The following is a 20,272-nucleotide window of genomic DNA, read 5'->3' as shown; positions in this document are numbered from 1 at the left end:
ATTCAGGGCAGATGTTCCGCTGCCCGGCTTAAAAGCGAGTCAGCTTATCCTACACAATTTTTTAACAAAAACTGAGACTAGTACGACTTTTTACATCCACAGGTTACTTCCATGAGGTTTATTGCTTTAATACCCGGAGTTAATTCCACAATTGAATCAGGGCTTGATAATGCAAAAACTCATTAACTCAGTGCAAAACTACGCCTGGGGAAGTAAAACTGCGTTAACGGATCTCTACGGTATCGCGAACCCGAACAACCTGCCGATGGCAGAACTGTGGATGGGCGCGCACCCGAAGATCAGCTCAAAAATTGAAGACGCCAGCGGCCAGGTACGCAGCCTGCGCGACGTGATTGATGCCGATAAAGCCGCGCTGCTGGGTGACAAGGTCGCTCGCCGCTTCGGCGAACTGCCGTTCCTGTTTAAGGTGCTGTGCGCCGACCAGCCGCTCTCCATTCAGGTTCACCCGAACAAGCAAGCCTCCGAAATCGGCTTTGCGAAAGAGAACGCGGCGGGTATCCCGTTAGACGCCGCCGAGCGTAACTACAAAGATCCCAACCACAAGCCGGAGCTGGTGTTCGCGCTGACGCCGTTCCTGGCGATGAACGCCTTCCGCGAGTTTTCGGAGATCATTTCTCTGCTGCAACCGGTCGCGGGTGCCAACAAGGCTATCGCCCACTTCCTCGAAAACCCGAACGCCGACGCGCTGAGCCAGCTGTTTGCCAGCCTGCTGAATATGCAGGGTGAAGAGAAATCCCACGCGCTGGCGGTGCTGAAAGCCGCCCTGGACAGCCAGCAAGGTGAACCGTGGGAGACTATCCGTCTGATTTCCGAATTCTACCCGGACGACAGCGGCCTGTTCTCCCCTCTGCTGCTGAACGTGGTGAAGCTGAACCCCGGCGAGGCAATGTTCCTGTTCGCGGAAACCCCACACGCCTACCTGCAGGGCGTGGCGCTGGAGGTGATGGCCAACTCCGATAACGTGCTGCGCGCGGGCCTGACGCCGAAATACATCGACATTCCTGAGCTGGTTGCCAACGTGAAGTTCGTGGCGAAACCTGCCGCGGAGCTGCTGACTCAGCCGGTGAAAAACGGCGCAGAGCTGGACTTCCCGATCCCGGTTGAGGATTTTGCCTTCTCCCTGCATGACCTGAGCAGCGCCGAAACGTCGGTGGCTCAGGAGAGCGCGGCGATTCTGTTCTGCGTTGAAGGCGAAGCGACGCTGCGCAAAGGCGAACAGCGTCTGGTGCTTAAGCCCGGTGAGTCAGCATTCGTTGCAGCCAATGAGTCCCCGGTCAGCGTGAGCGGCACCGGTCGCCTGGCGCGCGTTTTCAATAAGCTTTAAGCACTTACTGAATTTTTTAACAACTCTTGCTAAGCTAGTTGCAGGCTTAATATCTCCAGGCGGTTTTTACCGCCTGGTTTCATTTTAGGGATAGTCGCAATGAAAAAATCGGTCGTAGCGGTTGGAGTGATTGTAGCGTTAGGCGTGGTCTGGACGGGTGCCTCCTGGTTTACCGGGAAACAGCTGGAAGGCCGTCTGGCTGAGATGGTGGCGCAGGCTAACGGAGAGATTAAGCGCAGCGCGCCGGAAGCAGGTCTGGAACTGAGCTACCAGAACTATCACCGCGGTGTGTTTACCAGCCGTATGCAGCTGGTGGTGAAGCCGGTTGCCGGAGCTGAAAACGGCTGGCTGAAACCGGGCCAGAGCGTGGTGCTGGACGAGGTGGTGAGCCACGGTCCGCTGCCGCTGGCGCAGCTGAAGTCCTTTAACCTGATCCCGTCGATGGCGTCCGTTCATACCGTGCTGGTGAATAACGACGTCACCAAACCGCTGTTTGACCTGGCAAAGAATGAATCGCCTTTCGACATTAATACCCGAATTAGCTATGCCGGTGACACCAGTTCCGATATTGCGCTGAAAGCGCTGAACTACGAGAAAGAGAATGAAAAAGTCGCCTTCAGCGGCGGCCACTTCAAACTCGATGCTGACCGCGACGGAAACGTGTTCTCCCTGACGGGTGAAGCGGAGAGCGGCCTGGTCAATGCCGTGAACGAATATAACCAAAAAGTTCAGCTCACCTTCAGCAACCTGAAAGCCGACGGCAACAGCCGAATGACCGATTTCCAGGAGCGTATCGGCGATCAAAAACTGTCTCTCGATAAAGTCGCCATTGCGGTTGAAGGGAAAGAGATGGCCGTGCTGGAAGGCATGGACGTCAACGGCAAATCCGACGTTTCCAAAGACGGGAAGAGCATCAATACCCAGCTGGATTACACGCTGAAGAGCCTGAAAGTGCAGAATCAGGATCTGGGCACCGGCAAACTGTCGCTGAAGATCGGCAATATCGACGGCCTGGCGTGGCACGAGTTTAGCCAGAAATACAGTAAAGAGAGCCAGGCGCTGCTGACCGATACCGCGCTGCAGCAGAACCCGGAAGTGTACCAGCAGCAGGCGATGGCGGTGCTGTTCAACAACCTGCCAATCCTGCTGAAAGGCGAGCCGGTGATAACCGTTGCGCCGCTGAGCTGGAAAAACAGCAAAGGCGAAACCAGCTTCAACCTGTCTCTGTTCCTGAAAGATCCGGCCACCGCAACGGGTGAACCGCAGACGCTGGCGCAGGAAGTGGATCGCAGCGTGAAGTCGCTCGACAGCAAGCTGACCATCCCGATGGATATGGCGACCGAGTTTATGACCCAGATTGCGAAACTGGAAGGCTACGGCGATGAAGATGCCGGCAAGCTGGCGAACCAGCAGGTGAAAGGTCTGGCGGCAATGGGCCAGATGTTCCGCATCACCAAAGTGGAAAACAACACGATTTCCACCAGCCTGCAGTACGCCAACGGCCAGGTCACGCTCAACGGCGACAAGATGCCGCTGGAAGACTTCGTCGGCATGTTCGGTATGCCTGCTCTGGGGATGCCGGAACCGGCTGAACCGGCAGCGCCAGCCGAACCGGCGGCACCGCAGCAGTAAACGTCAAAACCCCTCGCATGAGGGGTTTTTTATTGCCCCCTAACTTTTCCATCCAGCCAGGAAATCCAGCAGAAGCGCATTCACTTTCTCTGGCTGCTCCTCCTGCGGCAGATGGCCGCACTCATCAATACCATACGCCCGCAGGTTTTCCGCCATTTCGGCCCAGACGCTTTTCATATCGAAAAGCTTGCCGACCGCATGAAAATCATTACCCCACAGCGACATTACCGGGCAGGTGATTTTCACCTCAGCGTCTGCCATATCCTGCGCCACATCCTCTGCGTTGGCGCGATAGTCAGCCATCGCGCCGCGCACGGCACCCGGCGCCTGATACGCCCGAACATAGGTGTCAAACGCCTCGCCGCTAATGGTAGACGGATCGTAGGTCCAGTCCGAGAAAAAGTGGTGCAGCCATACGTTTTCTCGACCTGCAATCAGGGCTTCCGGCAGGTCTGGTACAAGATGGAACAGGAAGAACCAGTATGCACGCGCAATCGACGCATTCAGATCGCGCGCCACAATACGGGTTGGTACGTTATCCATCACCACCAGACGATCGATTAACTCGGGATAATCTTTAGCAAAGCGGGTAGCAACCCGAGCTCCACGATCGTGCCCCACCAGCGCCACTTTCTCCAGACCCAGCACTCGCATTAGTTCCCGGACGTCCCGCGCCATGTTTCGTTTATCATAACCGGAGGCCGGTTTATCCGTTTCCCCATACCCGCGTAAATCTGGTGCAATCACACGATAGTGTCGGGACAAAACGGGTATCTGGTAGCGCCAGGCATAGTTTGTTTCTGGAAAACCATGCAGAAGAATAACCGGTGCGCCTTCACCCTCTTCTACGACGAACTGTCGGATACCGTTCGCCGTTACGGTGTAACTTCTCATGTTCGTAACCGCACTTTATTTCAGCAGAGGCACGTTGGCCGCACGTTGATAAGGACCGTAATTTACAGGATTCCAGCTATAGCCCTGCTGCCAGGAGGTGATATGCCCAATACCAGGGAAAGGCAGATGCGCTGCGGCCATCCACTCTCCGTCTTTCGCCAGCGCGTTAAACTCCTGCGCCCGGGATGAGATGGCTTTTTTCGGATCGACATCAAAGCGAATAGACACTTCAGGGTGCGGGAACTGGACGGCAGGAGCATGGATAAGATCCCCAATGAAGTTAATAGCCGTACCCTGAGACGCGAAGCGATAAACGGTACTGCCAGGCGTATGGCCAATGGCATATGTCGTCTGGACCTCCGGGATGGGTGAAGTTGGCGGGACGAAGGTTTTTAGGTGCCCGGTGGCTTTATACGCGGACAGCGCATTCCTGGCGATAGCGAAATACGCCTTCGCATTAGCCGGCGCGCTCGCTTCTTTTGCGGGGTCAAGCCAGTAGTCGGCCTCCCCCTGCGGTACGTAGACGGTGGCATTCGGGAACAGCGCCTTACCGTCTGCATCGCTCAGGCCACACACATGATCAAGATGCAGGTGGGTCAGGAAAACCGTATCGACCTGCTCAGGGCGATACCCTGATGCTTTCATATTGCCGATTAGCTGACCGGCCGTTTCTGACATGCAGTGGCCACCCCCGCTGTCAATCATGACCAGATGTTTACCGGTATTAACCAGAAACGCGTTGAAAGACGTCGGCATGCGTTCGGCATCGATTTTGTGTTGCGCCAACAGGTTGCGAACCTTGTCAGGTGAAAGCCCTTGCAATAGCGTTGGCGAAAGATCGTTATAGCCGTCGAACAGCGCCGTCACCTCGTATTCCCCTACAGCCAGACGATAATAGCCCGGGACCTGCTGTTTCACCTGCGCGGGAGCATCTGCCCACGATGTGCCAGCAAAGAGCAGGCCGCTGAACGCAAGAATCGTTTTCAACTTTTTCATCTTCACTCCAAATTTATGTTTATCAGGATGTGAAGAGACTATGGCAGCGTAACGACAAATAATGTAGATATGTAATTTGATAAGGCAGCATAACGAAAAACGATATAATGAGACTCGAAGATATTGAAGTGTTTGTCGAAGCCGTCAAAGCGGGTAGCCTCGCCGGTGCCGCGCGTCGGCTCTCAATGAGCGCAATGACAGCATCGCGCGCGCTAACTCATCTCGAAGCGGAACTGGGGGTTCGGCTGGTACACCGCACCACGCGTTCTCTCTCTCCCACCAGCGATGGGGACGTTTTTTTGCCGCATGCACAGGCATTGCTGGAAGATAAAAACAATGCGCTTGCCGATCTGTTTCCCGAGGGGACGCATCTTACCGGACGCCTGCGCATTACCGCCTCAGCGGGGTTTGGACGAAAGATCGTTGCTCCCATGCTGACCCGGTTCATGCAGCAACATCCTTCCCTGCAGGTCGATTTACTCGCCACCGACGAACAGGTTGATATTGTCGGAAAAGGCATAGACGTAGCGCTACGCATTGCGCCTCTGCGCGATAACAGGCTGGTTGCTCATCGCCTGTGTCACAACCCTCGCGATCTTTGCGCCAGCGCGACGTATCTTGCCGCAAAAGGCTATCCAAAATCGTTTAACGATCTGGCGGCACATAGCTGTCTGACCACGTCAGATACCGTCCACTGGTCATTCGAACAGGGCGAACAGCGCTACAAGCAAAAGGTGTCTGGCCGATTCTCCGCGAACTCTATTGAGGCAATTTACGAAGCCTGCCTGGGAGGGATGGGCATCGCCAATTTATCTCGCTGGTACGTAGAACCGGCGTTCAGAGAGGGTAAACTCGTGCGGGTCGTCCTGGAGGATGCCCAGCCGGAATCGCTGGCAGTGTGGGCAGTTTACCCGACCTCCCGCCTGATCCCGGCAAAAGTACGAAAATTTGTGGAAGCACTTGAGGCCGAACTGTTGCTCAACCCGCTTACGCAGTACACCTGATATTATTTCACCGTCACCAGCCGCGCTGCCACAATCTGGTGCCCGGCCTGCACATCCGCATTGTCGATGCGCTGCATAATCCTGTCCGCCAGGGTGTAACCCATCTCCCGCGCTGGGGTGGTGGCCCAGACGATCGGCAGGTCGTCGAGGGCGTTTTCACCGACGTCGGCGAACGCCCCGAGCGCTACCTGGTGGCCGAAGAAGGTTTCCACCCCGCCCTCACCGCTCTGACGCCCGGCGCGGATCAGGCCAAACCAGGCACCCATAGCGATCACATCGTTATAGCAAATCACGGCGCTGATCGTCGGGCTGCTTCGCAGCAGCGCGCCTATCGCTTCCGCCGCCATCTTCTGGCTGGATTCACACTCCGCGACCCACTCGCTGTGGAACGGCAGGCCGAATTTAATCAGCGTCGCGCAGTAGCCGCCTACCCGCTCGGCGCGGGTCAGGGACGAGCTTTTACCGCCCAGCCAGGCAATGCGCTGATGCCCGCGACGAATAAGATGCTCGGTCAACATTTGCGCGGCCTGCATGTTATCCGGGCGCAGCGTATCGGCTTCGTCGAGGTAGCTGGCGCGCGAGGCAAACACCAGCGGCACGCCTTTTTCAGCGGCACGCTCGCACAGTTCGCTGCCCACGCCCGATGCCCCGGCGACGATCACCCCGTCCACCCCCTGGTTCAGCAGCATATCGAGCCGGGAAAGCAGCTGATCGGCCTCGCGACCGCCGTGAAGCAGAAAGACCATCCGCCCCTGTGCTTCAAGCGCTTCGGTTAACCCGGCTGTTAACTCCGCATAGAAAGGTGACGTCAGATCGCGAACAATCAGGCCAATCACCCCGCTTTGCCCGCCGCGCAGCGCCGACGCCTGACGGTTACGCACAAAGCCCAGCTGTTCAACCGCCTCGTTCACCCGCTGACCGGTGGCAGGAGAGATGCGCCCCTTCCCACTTAGCACCAGAGAAACGGTGCTGACGGAAACGCCCGCCGCAAGCGCGACATCGTTGATGGTGATTTTTTTCGCTACAGCCATGTGTCGGCGTGACTCCCTGAAATGAGATCGGTAAAACGTTTTATCAATACGTTATCTTTATACTACCAGTCAAAGCCTGAGAATGTGATTTAGCGCGCACTAAACTTTGATAAAACGTTTTATCTTCTCGCAGCATTGAAGCAGACAAACTGATTTTAACAATAAAGGAGTCGTTTTATGACGGCGAAAGCAGCACAAAAAATATCGCTGTGGGAATTTTTCCAGCAACTGGGTAAAACCTTTATGCTGCCCGTGGCACTCCTCTCGTTCTGCGGGATCATGCTCGGGATCGGCAGCTCGCTAAGCAGTAAAGACGTCATCACGCTGATCCCGTTCCTCGGTACTCCCGTGCTGCAGGCCATCTTTATCTGGATGAGTAAAGTCGGCTCCTTTGCGTTTAGCTTCCTGCCCGTCATGTTCTGTATCGCTATCCCGCTGGGCCTGGCGCGCGAAAATAAAGGCGTCGCGGCGTTTGCCGGTTTTGTGGGTTACGCGGTGATGAACCTCGCGGTTAACTTCTGGCTGACCGCGAAAGGCATACTGCCGACCACCGACGCTGCCGTGCTGAAGGCCAACAACATTCAGAGCGTGATTGGCATCCAGTCTATTGATACCGGGATCCTCGGGGCGGTGATCGCGGGTGTGATTATCTGGATGCTGCACGAGCGCTTCCACAATATCCGTCTGCCGGATGCCCTGGCCTTCTTCGGCGGCACCCGCTTCGTGCCGATTATCACCCTGGTGGTGATGGGCCTGTTTGGTCTGATCATTCCGCTGATCTGGCCGGTCTTTGCGCTGGGCATCAACGGCATTGGCCGCATCATCAACGGCGCGGGAGATTTCGGTCCGATGATCTTCGGCACCGGCGAGCGTCTGCTCCTGCCGTTTGGCCTGCAGCACATCCTGGTGGCCCTGATTCGCTTCACCGAAGCGGGCGGGACGATGGAGGTGTGCGGCCACGACGTGAGCGGTGCGTTGACCATCTTCCAGGCGCAGCTGAGCTGCCCAACCACCCACGGCTTCTCCGAAAGCGCCACCCGCTTCCTGTCTCAGGGTAAAATGCCTGCCTTCCTCGGCGGCCTGCCGGGTGCCGCGCTGGCGATGTACCACTGCGCACGCCCGGAAAACCGTCATAAAATTAAAGGGCTGCTGATTTCCGGCGTGATCGCCTGCGTCGTAGGTGGTACCACCGAGCCAATCGAGTTCCTGTTCCTGTTCGTTGCGCCGGTGCTGTATCTGATTCACGCTGTGCTGACCGGTCTGGGCTTTACCGTGATGGCGGTGCTGGGCGTCACTATCGGTAATACCGACGGTAACGTCATCGACTTCGTGGTCTTCGGCATCCTGCACGGCCTCTCCACCAAGTGGTATCTGGTCCCGGTCGTGGCGGCAATCTGGTTCGTGGTGTACTACGGGATCTTCCGCTTCGCCATCACCCGCTTTAACCTGAAAACGCCAGGCCGCGATACCGATACGGCCGCCAGCGTTGAACAGGCGGTTGCCGGTACCGTGGGCAAATCCGGCTACAACACCCCTGCCATTCTGGCGGCGCTGGGCGGTGCGGATAACATTACCTCGCTGGATAACTGCATTACCCGCCTGCGTTTGTCGGTGGCGGATATGTCAAAAGTGGATACCAACGCCCTGAAAGCCAACCGGGCTATCGGCGTGGTACAGTTAAATCAGCACAATTTGCAGGTGGTTATCGGCCCGCAGGTACAGTCGGTGAAGGATGAGCTGGCTACCCTGATGCGAACAGTAGAAGCCTGATGCCTCAGCCCCCTCTCATGAGGGGGTTTTACTTTAAGGATTAACGTCATGTTTGATTTCTCTACCGTCGTGGATCGACACGGCACCTGGTGTACGCAGTGGGACTACGTCGCCGACCGCTTTGGCGCGGCCGACCTGCTGCCCTTCACCATCTCGGATATGGATTTCGCCACCGCGCCCTGCATTACCGACGCGCTGCATCAGCGCATCAATCACGGCGTGTTGGGCTACAGCCGCTGGAAGAACGATGAGTTTCTCGCCGCCGTTGCGCACTGGTTCCAGCAGCGCTTTCACAGTCAGATTGAGACCGAATCGATCGTTTATGGCCCTTCCGTTATCTACATGGTGTCAGAGCTGATTCGTCTCTGGTCAAACACCGGCGACGGCGTGGTGGTCCACACCCCGGCATACGATGCGTTTTATAAAGCCATAGAGGGTAACGCGCGTCGTGTTGTGGCGGTTGAGATGGAAAAGCAGGCTGCAGGCTGGCAGGGCAATATGGTGGCCCTCGAAGCGGCGCTGGCGAAACCGGAAAACAAAATTTTACTGCTGTGCAGCCCGCAAAACCCGACCGGCAAGGTCTGGACGCGGGATGAGCTGACGCAGATGGCGGAACTGTGCGCACGCTATGACGTGGCGGTTATCAGCGATGAAATCCATATGGACATGGTGTGGGGAGAGCATCGTCACACGCCGTGGAACGCGGTGGCGCGCGGCAAATGGGCGCTTCTCACCTCCGGCTCGAAAAGCTTTAATATTCCGGCGCTGACGGGCGCTTACGGCCTGATTGGCGATGAAGAGAGCCGTAACGGTTACCTCAGCGCGCTAAAAGGCCGGGACGGGCTCTCTTCCCCTTCCGTGCTGGCGCTGACGGCGCATATCGCCGCCTATCAGCAGGGGGAGCCGTGGCTGGATGCCCTGCGGGGTTATCTGGAAGAGAATTTGTTGTATATCGCGCAGGAAGTAAACCGCGCTTTTCCGAAACTGAACTGGCAGCCGCCCGAAGCGACTTATCTGGCCTGGATCGATCTGCGTCCGCTGAACATTGACGATCGGGTGCTGCAAAAAGTGCTGATCGAGCAGCAAAAAGTCGCCATCATGCCGGGATATACCTACGGTAAAGAAGGAAATGGCTTTGTTCGCCTGAATGCGGGCTGCCCGCGCAGCAAGCTGGAACAAGGCGTGCAACGCCTCATTGCCGGGATTAACACGCTCCTGTAATCAATTTGCGCAACGGAATATTCCCTTGCGCAAATAGCTTTTTACCCCGTTTTGTTTTTATAATATGGCGCACTTTAACCAGAAAAGAGTGCGACCATGATTGATACACGCCTGCCTTTAACTGATATTCATCGTCACCTTGACGGTAACATTCGTGCCCAAACCATCCTTGATCTTGGCCGCCAGTTCAATTTAACGCTTCCTGCTCAGACCCTTGAGTCCTTGATCCCTCACGTACAGGTGACCTCTAATGAACCGGACCTGGTCAGCTTCCTGAGCAAACTCGACTGGGGCGTGAAGATGCTGGCGTCGCTGGATGCCTGCCGCCGCGTGGCGTTTGAGAACATCGAAGATGCAGCCCGCAACGGCCTGCACTACGTCGAGCTGCGCTTCTCGCCGGGCTATATGGCGATGACCCACAACCTGCCCGTTGCAGGCGTGGTGGAAGCCGTCATTGAAGGTGTGCGCGAAGGGTGTAAAACCTTCGACGTTCAGGCTCGGCTGATCGGCATTATGAGCCGTACGTTCGGTGAAGCCGCCTGCCTGCAGGAGCTGGAAGCACTGCTGGCCCATCGCGACGCCATCACCGCCGTCGACCTCGCCGGCGACGAGCTGGGCTTCCCGGGCAGCCTGTTCCTCTCCCACTTCAACCGCGCGCGCGATGCCGGCTGGCACATTACCGTGCATGCGGGTGAAGCGGCAGGCCCGGAAAGCATCTGGCAGGCCATCCGCGAGCTGGGCGCCGAGCGTATCGGTCACGGCGTGAAGGCGGTCGAAGATCGCGCCCTGATGGATTTCCTGGCAGAGCAGCGTATCGGGATTGAGTCGTGCCTGACGTCTAACATTCAGACCAGCACCGTGGCGACGCTGGCGCATCACCCGCTAAAAACGTTCCTCGAGCACGGCGTGCTGGCCTCGCTGAACACTGACGACCCGGCGGTTCAGGGCGTGGATATTATCCACGAGTACAACATCGCCGCACCGCAGGCGGGTCTGAGCCGCGAGCAGATCCGTCAGGCACAGATTAACGGGCTGGAAATTGCCTTCCTGACGCCTGCTGAGAAACAGGCGCTGAAAGATAAAGTGGCTCGCGGTTAACACCGTTGCCGGGTGGCGCTGACGCTTACCCGGCCTACAAAATATTAAAAAACTATGCCAGGCAGAGCGTCGCGCGATGTTTGGCAGATTCGATGCCCAGCTCAATCAGCTCCATAATCTGAATCGCCTGGCTGGCAGGAACCGGATTCTCTCCCGTGCCGTTCAGCGCATCGCGGATAGCGGCATAATACGCCGGATAGTTACCCGGTATCGTCAGCAAGGTCTCCTCGACCAGCTCCTCGCCTTCGACCCGCGTTACCACGCCGTCGCGCATATCATAGCCCCAGTCTTCCTGCGGCAGACGTTCACCGTTTTTAAGCCTGTCTTCCTGCGGATCGAGACCAAACTTCACGTAGCTCCCGCGCGTACCGTGAATGATATAGCGGGCCGATTCTGCGGCCGCGACCATCGTGCCGTGCAGCACAATCCGCCGCTGCGGGTAACTGAGCACCGCGTGGAAGTAATCGGTTGTCTGCGCGCCGGGCCTGAGCTGGGCCAGATCGACCGTCATGCTCACCGGCAGACCAAAAAGATTGACGGCCTGATCCAGCAGATGCGGAGCTAAATCGTACCAGATGCCGCTGCCCGGACCGGCCTGTTCGCGCCAGCGGTTTCTCACCTGCGGACGAAAGCGGTCAAAGTGCGATTCAAAAAAGAGGATCTCCCCTAGCGTGCCTTCACTGAGAAGCCTTTTTACCGTCAGAAAGTCGCTGTCCCAGCGGCGGTTATGGAACACCGACAGCAGCCTGCCCAGACTCCTTGCCAGCGCATCCAGCTCGCGTGCCTGTGACAGCGTCACGGTGAAGGGCTTATCGACCACTACGTGCTTACCGGCTTCCAGCGCGGCCTTTGCCAGCGGAAAGTGGGTGTCGTTCGGTGTGGGGATGACGATTAAATCAATATTCGGATCGTTGAAAAGATGTTTCGGCTCTGAGACAACCGGCACGGAAGGCCAGTCGGCATGGACTTTTGCAGCGTCGCTGCTGGATACCGCCGCCAGCGCCATCCCCGGCGTCCCGGCTATCAGAGGCGCATGAAACGTTTTGCTCGCGTACCCGTAGCCGATAAGCCCGACGCGGATATTATCACTCATAGTGCCATCCTCTTTTATGACATTCTTATTTCACACTGGCTAACCTGGCATGAGCACAGATTAATAATGTGCACTATGACTTAAAATAGCAGGTTGTACGGGTTGTTTTTGTTACATAGTATTAACCTACTGATTTTGTTTAAGGGAACCGTTCCCAAAGCGCTTGCCGTCAGGGAGACGTCACTGTAACATTTGCGCCCTGTCTTTATGGATAAAGTACAATTACGCATTATGACGTCAATTATTAATCGAATCATTGAATTAGCGGGATGGATTGTCCTTGGAGTTTCGGTCATTTTGCTGGGCGTCGCCAGCCATATCGATAACTACCAGCCGCCGGAGCCTGTCACCATCGCCCAACCTAAATAACCGGTTACTGCAATAAAGAGTGACATAATATGTCAGTTTCGTATTGCCAGCCCTGGTGAACACGGTTAACCTTCTCTTCCAGGCATCGTCTGATGCCTGAATTTCAGCAAAGAAAACTCCTAATTTCGTCGCGTTACCTGAGTGGGCTGTTTACGTCTTTATTAATCCGTTTATTATTCGACCGAATTACCTTAACTGGTATTACTCACTTTTATATGGAAACTTATTAATATGACAGTTCAGGACTATTTATTAAAATTTCGCAAGATCAATTCGCTTGAGAGCCTGGAAAAACTGTTTGACCATCTGAACTACACCCTGTCGGATAATCAGGACATCATTAATATGTATCGCGCCGCAGACCATCGCCGCGCGGAGCTGGTTTCCGGTGGTCGTTTGTTCAACGTCGGTGAAGTGCCTAAGTCTGTATGGCGTTACGTTTTATAAGAAAGTAGCCATCCGCGCGAAATGTTATATACTCACCGCCCTGCAAACTGGCTGTACAACATTTCGCGCAGATTATGGGAGAGTTCATGACCGCAACGCCTGGAGAACGCATTGGAGGCTGGTTAATCGCCCCACTGGCATGGCTGCTGGTTGCCTTATTAAGCGCATCGCTTGCGCTGCTGCTGTATACCACCGCACTGATTACCCCTCACGCCATCCAGACCCTGATGTCGCAAAGCGTGCTGAATATTGCTTTGTGGTTTGTGTCGTTCGTTTTCGCGATTGGAATGTGGTACTACACGCTGTGGCTGACCATCGCCTTCTTTAAGCGCCGCAAGAGTGTGCCTAAGCACTACATTATCTGGCTGCTGATTTCGGTCCTGCTGGCAGTGAAAGCGTTTGCCTTTTCGCCCGTATCAGACGCGCTGGCCGTTCGTCAGCTGCTATTCCCGTTGCTGGCTGCGGCGCTGCTGGTGCCCTATTTCAAACGTTCGACGCGGGTGAAAAACACCTTCGTGAACCCGTAATAACCCTACAGATAACCTGTTGTCGCCTGCGTCGGTTTGTCCGATAATAGGCGGCTTTTTTATTTCAGGCTAAATAATGACCGATTACTTACTGCTCTTTGTCGGCACCGTGCTGGTTAACAACTTCGTTCTGGTGAAGTTCCTTGGCCTGTGTCCGTTTATGGGCGTTTCAAAAAAGCTGGAAACGGCAATGGGCATGGGGCTGGCGACGACCTTCGTGATGACGCTGGCGTCCATCTGCGCGTGGTGGATCGATACCTGGATCCTCATCCCGCTGGGATTAACCTATCTTCGTACGCTGGCCTTTATTCTGGTTATCGCGGTGGTGGTGCAATTTACCGAAATGGTGGTGCGTAAAACCAGCCCGGCGCTTTATCGCCTGCTGGGTATCTTCCTGCCGCTGATCACCACCAACTGTGCGGTTCTCGGCGTAGCACTGCTGAACATCAACCTTGGCCATAACTTTATGCAGTCGGCGCTGTATGGTCTCTCTGCGGCAGTCGGTTTCTCTCTGGTGATGGTGCTGTTCGCCTCCATTCGCGAGCGCCTGGCAGCAGCGGATATCCCTGCGCCCTTCCGCGGTAACGCGATTGCGCTGGTGACCGCAGGTTTAATGTCTCTGGCCTTTATGGGCTTTAGTGGTCTGGTGAAGTTGTAATGAATGCTATCTGGATTGCCATCGCCTCTATCAGCGTTCTGGGGTTGGTGTTTGGCCTTATCCTGGGCTACGCCTCCCGCCGTTTCGCGGTAGAGGACGATCCCGTTGTAGAAAAAATTGATGAGCTTCTGCCACAAAGCCAGTGCGGACAGTGTGGCTATCCCGGCTGCCGCCCCTATGCCGAAGCGGTAGGGATTCAGGGTGAAAAAATTAACCGCTGTGCGCCCGGTGGCGAAGCGGTGATGTTGAAAATTGCGGCCCTACTTAACGTTGACCCGCAGCCTGTTGATGGCGATGCGGACGTACAGGAGCCGGTCCGCGCGCTGGCCGTGATCGACGAAGCCAACTGTATCGGCTGCACCAAATGTATTCAGGCCTGCCCGGTTGACGCCATTGTGGGCGCAACCCGCGCCATGCACACCGTGGTGGCGGACCTGTGCACCGGCTGTAACCTCTGCGTAGCACCCTGCCCGACGCAATGTATCGAGCTGCGCCCGGTTGAAACGACTACCGAAAGCTGGAAGTGGGATCTTCAAGCCATTCCGGTTCGCAATATTCCTGTGGAACAACATGCTTAAATTATTTTCTGCTTTCAGAAAAGAGAAGATTTGGGACTTTGACGGCGGTATTCATCCACCGGAGATGAAAACCCAGTCTAACGGCACGCCGCTGCGTCAAATTCCGCTGGCGACCCGTTTCGTTATGCCGCTCAAGCAGCACATCGGCGCGGAGGGTGAGCTGTGCGTGAAAGAAGGTGATACCGTCCTTCGCGGTCAGCCGCTGACCTTTGGTCGCGGACGTATGCTGCCGGTGCACGCCCCCACCTCCGGTAAGGTGGTCGCCATCGCGCCCCATACGGTGGCCCATCCGTCCGCGCTCTCAGAGCTGAGCGTGATGATTGAAGCCGACGGCGAAGACCGCTGGATTGACCGTGACGGCTGGAGCGATTACCGCGCCCGCAGTCGCGAAGCGCTTATCGAGCGCATTCATCAGTTCGGCGTTGCTGGTCTGGGTGGTGCAGGCTTCCCGACCGGTGTCAAACTCCGCGGCGGTGGCGATAACATTCAGACGTTGATTATTAACGCCGCCGAGTGCGAGCCGTATATCACCGCCGACGATCGTCTGATGCAGGACTGCGCCGCCCAGGTGGTGGAAGGCATCCGCATCCTCGCGCACATTCTGCAGCCGCGGGAAGTGCTGATCGGTATCGAAGACAATAAACCGCAGGCTATTTCAATGCTGCGCGCCGTGCTGGCGGGCAGTCATGATATTAGCCTGCGCGTTATCCCGACCAAGTACCCTTCCGGCGGCGCAAAACAGCTGACGCAAATTCTCACCGGCAAGCAGGTCCCGCATGGCGGACGCTCTTCGGATATCGGCGTGCTGATGCAAAACGTCGGCACCGCGTATGCCGTGAAGCGCGCGGTGATTGACGGCGAACCGTTAACCGAGCGTGTGGTGACGCTGACAGGGGAATCAATTTCTCGTCCGGGCAACGTCTGGGCGCGTCTGGGTACGCCGGTGCGTCATCTGCTGGAACAGGCTGAGTTTTGCCCGGGCAGCGACCAGATGGTGATCATGGGCGGCCCGCTGATGGGCTTTACCCTGCCGTGGCTGGACGTGCCGGTAGTGAAAATTACCAACTGCCTGCTCGCGCCTTCTCCGACCGAAATGGGCGAGGAGCAGGAAGAGAAAGGCTGCATCCGCTGCAGCGCCTGTGCCGACGCCTGCCCGGCGGATCTGCTGCCGCAGCAGCTGTACTGGTACAGCAAAGGCCAGCTGCACGACAAGGCGAAAGCCCATAACCTTGCCGACTGCATTGAATGCGGTGCCTGCGCCTGGGTATGCCCTAGCAATATTCCTCTGGTGCAGTATTTCCGCCAGGAGAAGGCTGAAATTTATGCCATCTCCATGGAAGAAAAACGCGCGGCAGAAGCCAAAGCGCGCTTCGAAGCGCGCCAGGCGCGACTGGAACGCGAAAAAATCGCCCGTCAGGAGCGCCATAAGCAGGCCGCCGTTCAGCCTGCCGAGAAAGATCAGGATGCGATTAACGCCGCACTGGCGCGCGTTCGCGAGAAAAAAGCCACTGCAGCGCAGCCTGTGGTGATCCCGGCCGGCGAGAAGCCGGACAACAGCGAAGCGATTGCCGCGCGTGAAGCACGTAAGGCCGCAGCGCGCGCCCGTCAGGCTGAAAAAGCGCAAACGGTCCAGGCAGAGGCGGAGATCGACCCGCGTAAAGCCGCCGTTGAAGCGGCAATAGCCCGCGCTAAAGCCCGCAAAGCCGGTGAGCAGAATGTGGTGGTCGAGCAGGAAGCCGTCGACCCTCGCAAAGCGGCCGTCGAAGCGGCGATTGCCCGTGCTAAAGCGCGCAAAGCGGCGCAGCAGACACAAACCGCAGAACCCGAAGCGCCGGTCGACCCGCGTAAAGCCGCCGTCGAAGCGGCGATTGCCCGCGCTAAAGCCCGTAAAGCGGCGCAGCAGGATGAGCAACCGCAGGCCGCCAACGATGACCCGCGCAAGGCCGCCGTCGCCGCCGCCATTGCGCGCGTTCAGGCGAAGAAAGCCGCACAGCAAGCAGTTAACGAGGATTAAATGGTTTTCAGAATCGCAAGCTCCCCTTACACCCACAATCAGCGCCAGACATCGCGCATCATGATGCTGGTCTGCCTGGCGGCGCTGCCGGGCATTGCCGTTCAGTGCTGGTTTTTCGGCTGGGGAACCCTGTTCCAGATAATCCTGGGCTGTGCCAGCGCCTTAGCGGCGGAAGCGCTTGTGCTTAAGCTGCGCAAGGCGGCTGTCTCCCGCATTCTTGCCGATAACTCCGCGCTGTTGACCGGCCTGCTGCTGGCCATCAGTATCCCACCGTTCGCCCCATGGTGGATGGTGGTCCTGGGTACCGTGTTTGCGGTGATCATTGCCAAACAGCTGTACGGCGGGCTCGGCCATAACCCGTTCAACCCGGCGATGATTGGCTACGTGGTGCTGCTGATCTCCTTCCCGGTACAGATGACCAGCTGGCTGCCTCCGCATGAGATTGCGGCCACGGTTCCGGGCTTTATGGATGCCCTGCACGTGATCTTTACCGGCCATACGGCGCTCGGTGCGGATATGAACGCGCTGCGCATGGGCGTGGACGGTATCAGCCAGGCGACGCCGCTCGATACCTTTAAAACATCCCTGCATGCCGGGCACAGCGTTGAGCAGATCATGAAGTCCGCGATCTACAGCGGCATGCTGGCGGGTGCAGGCTGGCAGTGGGTCAACCTGGCGTATCTGCTGGGCGGCCTGTTCCTGCTGCAGCAGAAAGCCATTCGCTGGCATATTCCGGTCAGCTTCCTCGTGACGCTGGCGGTTTGCGCCACGCTGGGCTGGGTCTTCTCTCCTGAATCACTGGCCAGCCCGCAGATGCACCTGCTCTCCGGCGCGACCATGCTGGGTGCCTTCTTTATCCTGACGGATCCGGTAACGGCCTCAACGACTAACCGCGGACGCCTGATCTTCGGCGCGCTGGCAGGCCTGCTGGTCTGGCTCATTCGCAGCTTCGGCGGCTACCCGGACGGCGTGGCTTTTGCCGTCCTGCTCGCCAACATTACCGTTCCGCTCATCGACTATTACACGCGTCCACGCGTGTACGGTCATCGTTAAGGGTTTCGCCATGTTAAAAACGATGCAGAAACACGGCGTCACGCTGGCTGTCTTCGCCGCGGTCCTGACGGGGCTGACGGCACTGGTTAATGCGCTGACCAAAACGACAATCGAAGAACAGGCCTCGAAGCAGCAAAAGGCGCTGTTCGATCAGGTGATCCCGTCCGATTTCTACGATAATGACCTGCAAAAAAGCTGCTTTGTGGTAGACGCGCCGCAGCTTGGGAAAGGCCCACACCGCCTCTTTATCGCCCGCAAAGGGGATAAACCGGTCGGCGCAGTGATGGAAGCGACGGCGCCTGACGGCTATTCCGGCGCCATTCAGCTGCTTGTGGGCAGCGATTTCTCCGGCACCATACTGGGCACCCGCGTGACGGAACACCATGAAACGCCGGGTCTTGGCGATAAAATTGAAACCCGCCTGAGCGACTGGATTTTGCACTTTGCCGGTAAAGTGATCCATGGCGAAGGTGACACCGCGTTTGCAGTGAAGAAAGATGGCGGCGAATTCGACCAGTTCACCGGGGCGACCATCACCCCACGTGCGGTGGTGAATGCCGTAAAACGAGCCGGGCTGTATGCTGAAACGCTGCCCGCGCAAATCAACAATCTTCCGGCCTGTGAGGAGTAATCATGAGCCAGGTTAAAGAGGTTATTGTCCAGGGGTTGTGGAAGAACAACTCCGCGCTGGTACAGCTTCTGGGCATGTGCCCACTGCTGGCGGTAACGTCCACCGCCACCAACGCGCTCGGTCTGGGTCTGGCAACCACGCTGGTATTGACCCTGACCAACCTCTCCATCTCTGCCCTGCGCCGCTGGACGCCGTCGGAAATTCGTATTCCGATTTACGTCATGATCATTGCGTCGGTGGTCAGTATCGTTCAGATGCTGATTAACGCCTATGCGTTTGGCCTGTACCAGTCGCTCGGGATCTTTATTCCCCTTATCGTCACTAACTGTATCGTTGTCGGGCGCGCGGAAGCCTTCGCGGTGAAAAACAGCCCCGCCATGTCGGCGCTGGATGGGTTTTCCATTGGCATGGGTGCCACATGCGCCATGTTCGTGCTGGGCTCGCTGCGCGAGATCCTCGGTAACGGTACGCTGTTTGACGGCGCAGATGCGCTGCTCGGCGGCTGGGCCAAAGCGCTGCGCGTTGAAGTGTTCCACACCGATACGCCATTCCTGCTGGCGATGCTGCCGCCTGGCGCATTTATTGGCCTTGGCATGATGCTGGCGATAAAATACCTGATTGATGAAAAACGTAAGCGCCGCGCGGCTGAGCGTAGCGTTCTGGAAGGGACACCCGAGAAGGCTTCATGAATAAAGAAAAGCGCATTGCGATCCTGACCCGTCTGCGGGACGAGAACCCGCACCCGACGACGGAGCTGAATTTTACCTCCCCGTTTGAGCTGCTGATCGCGGTGTTGCTTTCTGCACAGGCGACCGACGTGAGCGTCAATAAAGCCACTGCCCTGCTCTATCCGGTCGCCAATACGCCGAAGGCCATGCTGGAGTTGGGCGTGGAAGGCGTGAAGTCGTATATCAAAACCATCGGCCTGTTTAACAGCAAAGCCGAGAACGTCATCAAGACCTGCCGGATCCTGCTGGAACAGCACGGAGGCGAAGTGCCGGAGGACCGCGCTGCGCTGGAAGCCTTACCGGGCGTGGGGCGTAAGACCGCAAACGTGGTGCTTAACACTGCGTTTGGCTGGCCCACTATCGCCGTGGATACGCATATATTTCGCGTGTCTAACCGGACCAACTTCGCGCCCGGGAAAAACGTCGAGCAGGTCGAAGAGAAGCTGCTGAAAGTGGTTCCGGCAGAATTTAAGGTGGATTGCCATCACTGGCTGATTCTGCACGGCCGTTATACCTGTATTGCCCGCAAGCCTCGCTGCGGCTCCTGCATTATCGAAGATCTCTGCGAATACAAAGAAAAAGTGTATCCCTGATCGCCCCAATACCATATTAAAGGAAGGGCTATCGAATGCTCTTCTTTTGGCCGTTACTTGTCCGTCTTTCGCTTACTCTGACCTATCACTTGTTCGGTTGTTTAACGCTCAAACAGGTTAATACTTTTTTCATGGCCAAAAATTTCTATACATCTGTGATCGCGATCACCCTGATAACTTCATGTTGAATTTTTGTTGTCAAAATCGGCCTAAACCCTTTGTCTGACAAGATACTCACCTCCCATCACCGAAGATAAGACCAGCTATTTTTCAGAATATGGGCTATATCACTGCGTAAAGCGACAAATAGCAGAACATATCGCCAAAAGCCGATCCGGACGAGTCATTACCAGTCGAAAAAACTACCTTTACTCATCGTATGAAATTTAACGCTGAATAACATTTGCATGAACCGACGATTATACCACTCCAGATATATGTAACAGATTATTACAAACGTATTGCCAGACGGGGCAGGATAGTGAACATTACCCGCCGTTTCTCCTCCCAATATAACTATAAGGCGTATGGACTACGGCCATCACGCTATGAACACCCCCATTAATATGGGATGTAAAAAAAGAGGTATA

The 20,272-nt window shown here is 56.6% G+C and carries 20 protein-coding genes; 16 read left to right on the top strand and 4 right to left on the bottom strand.

Annotation, left to right across the window (positions count from 1 at the left end; translation table 11 throughout):
- Positions 1–169: 169 nt before the first annotated feature.
- Together manA and OTG14_RS05635 are read left to right on the top strand one after the other, a co-directional pair.
- The gene (gene manA, locus OTG14_RS05640) at positions 170–1,345 is read left to right on the top strand and encodes a mannose-6-phosphate isomerase (protein WP_267214702.1); all 1,176 of its coding nucleotides are present in this window, start codon (positions 170–172) and stop codon (positions 1,343–1,345) included.
- 99 nt (positions 1,346–1,444) lie between these two features.
- Positions 1,445–2,977 carry a YdgA family protein gene (locus OTG14_RS05635; protein ID WP_248272165.1) on the top strand — a complete coding sequence of 511 codons (1,533 nt, stop codon included), beginning with the start codon at positions 1,445–1,447 and terminating at the stop codon, positions 2,975–2,977.
- Positions 2,978–3,016: 39 nt separating this feature from the next.
- On the opposite strand, the gene OTG14_RS05630 is transcribed toward OTG14_RS05635, so the two are convergent.
- Both OTG14_RS05630 and OTG14_RS05625 read right to left on the bottom strand, forming a co-directional pair.
- Complete coding sequence (locus OTG14_RS05630; RefSeq protein WP_090417227.1) at positions 3,017–3,871, bottom strand: alpha/beta fold hydrolase; 855 nt, start codon at positions 3,869–3,871, stop codon at positions 3,017–3,019.
- A 15-nt stretch (positions 3,872–3,886) separates the two neighbouring features.
- A complete protein-coding gene (locus tag OTG14_RS05625; RefSeq protein ID WP_248272167.1) occupies positions 3,887–4,867 on the bottom strand; it encodes an MBL fold metallo-hydrolase in 981 nt (326 codons plus the stop codon).
- Between the two features lie 107 nt (positions 4,868–4,974).
- On the opposite strand from OTG14_RS05625, the gene OTG14_RS05620 reads away from it, so the two are divergent.
- Positions 4,975–5,871: a LysR family transcriptional regulator gene (locus OTG14_RS05620; protein WP_061715404.1), complete on the top strand. Its 897-nt coding sequence runs from the start codon at positions 4,975–4,977 to the stop codon at positions 5,869–5,871.
- A 2-nt stretch (positions 5,872–5,873) separates the two neighbouring features.
- Here OTG14_RS05620 and OTG14_RS05615 read toward each other — a convergent pair whose 3' ends face one another.
- Positions 5,874–6,902, bottom strand: a complete 1,029-nt coding sequence (locus OTG14_RS05615) for a Mal regulon transcriptional regulator MalI (RefSeq protein WP_248272168.1) — start codon at positions 6,900–6,902, stop codon at positions 5,874–5,876.
- Positions 6,903–7,079: 177 nt separating this feature from the next.
- Between OTG14_RS05615 and malX the strand changes: the two genes are divergently transcribed.
- The 3 genes from malX (at position 7,080) to add (ending at position 10,991) form a co-directional block, all read left to right on the top strand.
- Positions 7,080–8,672, top strand: coding sequence for a maltose/glucose-specific PTS transporter subunit IIBC (gene malX / locus OTG14_RS05610; RefSeq protein WP_048991221.1), 1,593 nt, complete (start codon positions 7,080–7,082; stop codon positions 8,670–8,672).
- A 48-nt stretch (positions 8,673–8,720) separates the two neighbouring features.
- Positions 8,721–9,893 (top strand): MalY/PatB family protein, encoded by a 1,173-nt coding sequence (locus OTG14_RS05605; protein ID WP_267214701.1) that lies wholly within the window; start codon positions 8,721–8,723, stop codon positions 9,891–9,893.
- A gap of 96 nt (positions 9,894–9,989) precedes the next feature.
- Positions 9,990–10,991, top strand: a complete 1,002-nt coding sequence (add, locus tag OTG14_RS05600; RefSeq protein WP_032651041.1) for an adenosine deaminase — start codon at positions 9,990–9,992, stop codon at positions 10,989–10,991.
- A 52-nt stretch (positions 10,992–11,043) separates the two neighbouring features.
- Here the strand turns inward: add and OTG14_RS05595 are convergent, their stop codons facing one another.
- On the bottom strand, positions 11,044–12,084 hold the full coding sequence (locus OTG14_RS05595) for an oxidoreductase (protein WP_048991230.1): 1,041 nt from the start codon (positions 12,082–12,084) through the stop codon (positions 11,044–11,046).
- Between the two features lie 243 nt (positions 12,085–12,327).
- On the opposite strand from OTG14_RS05595, the gene blr reads away from it, so the two are divergent.
- From blr to nth, 10 genes are all read left to right on the top strand, one after another.
- The gene (blr, locus tag OTG14_RS05590) at positions 12,328–12,453 is read left to right on the top strand and encodes a division septum protein Blr (protein WP_169814161.1); all 126 of its coding nucleotides are present in this window, start codon (positions 12,328–12,330) and stop codon (positions 12,451–12,453) included.
- A gap of 231 nt (positions 12,454–12,684) precedes the next feature.
- Positions 12,685–12,900, top strand: coding sequence for a transcription modulator YdgT (gene ydgT / locus OTG14_RS05585; protein ID WP_013096896.1), 216 nt, complete (start codon positions 12,685–12,687; stop codon positions 12,898–12,900).
- A gap of 86 nt (positions 12,901–12,986) precedes the next feature.
- On the top strand, positions 12,987–13,427 hold the full coding sequence (locus tag OTG14_RS05580) for a DUF2569 domain-containing protein (RefSeq protein ID WP_024909347.1): 441 nt from the start codon (positions 12,987–12,989) through the stop codon (positions 13,425–13,427).
- Between the two features lie 76 nt (positions 13,428–13,503).
- Positions 13,504–14,085: an electron transport complex subunit RsxA gene (gene rsxA, locus OTG14_RS05575; protein WP_267214700.1), complete on the top strand. Its 582-nt coding sequence runs from the start codon at positions 13,504–13,506 to the stop codon at positions 14,083–14,085.
- Entirely contained in the window at positions 14,085–14,663 is a 579-nt protein-coding gene (gene rsxB, locus OTG14_RS05570; RefSeq protein WP_267214699.1) for an electron transport complex subunit RsxB, read from the top strand. The genes rsxA and rsxB overlap by 1 nt, the downstream gene beginning before the upstream one ends.
- Positions 14,656–16,677: an electron transport complex subunit RsxC gene (gene rsxC, locus OTG14_RS05565; protein ID WP_267214698.1), complete on the top strand. Its 2,022-nt coding sequence runs from the start codon at positions 14,656–14,658 to the stop codon at positions 16,675–16,677. The genes rsxB and rsxC overlap by 8 nt, the downstream gene beginning before the upstream one ends.
- Positions 16,678–17,730 carry an electron transport complex subunit RsxD gene (gene rsxD, locus OTG14_RS05560; protein WP_032651036.1) on the top strand — a complete coding sequence of 351 codons (1,053 nt, stop codon included), beginning with the start codon at positions 16,678–16,680 and terminating at the stop codon, positions 17,728–17,730.
- 10 nt (positions 17,731–17,740) lie between these two features.
- The gene (gene rsxG, locus OTG14_RS05555) at positions 17,741–18,361 is read left to right on the top strand and encodes an electron transport complex subunit RsxG (protein ID WP_032651034.1); all 621 of its coding nucleotides are present in this window, start codon (positions 17,741–17,743) and stop codon (positions 18,359–18,361) included.
- A gap of 2 nt (positions 18,362–18,363) precedes the next feature.
- Entirely contained in the window at positions 18,364–19,050 is a 687-nt protein-coding gene (locus tag OTG14_RS05550; protein WP_023617347.1) for an electron transport complex subunit E, read from the top strand.
- Entirely contained in the window at positions 19,047–19,682 is a 636-nt protein-coding gene (gene nth, locus OTG14_RS05545; RefSeq protein WP_008500570.1) for an endonuclease III, read from the top strand. Before OTG14_RS05550 ends, nth begins: the two co-directional genes overlap by 4 nt.
- The last annotated feature ends 590 nt before the right edge of the window (positions 19,683–20,272 follow it).

Source organism: Enterobacter pseudoroggenkampii (genome assembly GCF_026420145.1).
Lineage (GTDB): Bacteria > Pseudomonadota > Gammaproteobacteria > Enterobacterales > Enterobacteriaceae > Enterobacter > Enterobacter pseudoroggenkampii.
The sequence above is the reverse complement of the archived record's forward strand: the minus strand, read 5'-3'. Positions and strand labels throughout refer to the sequence as shown.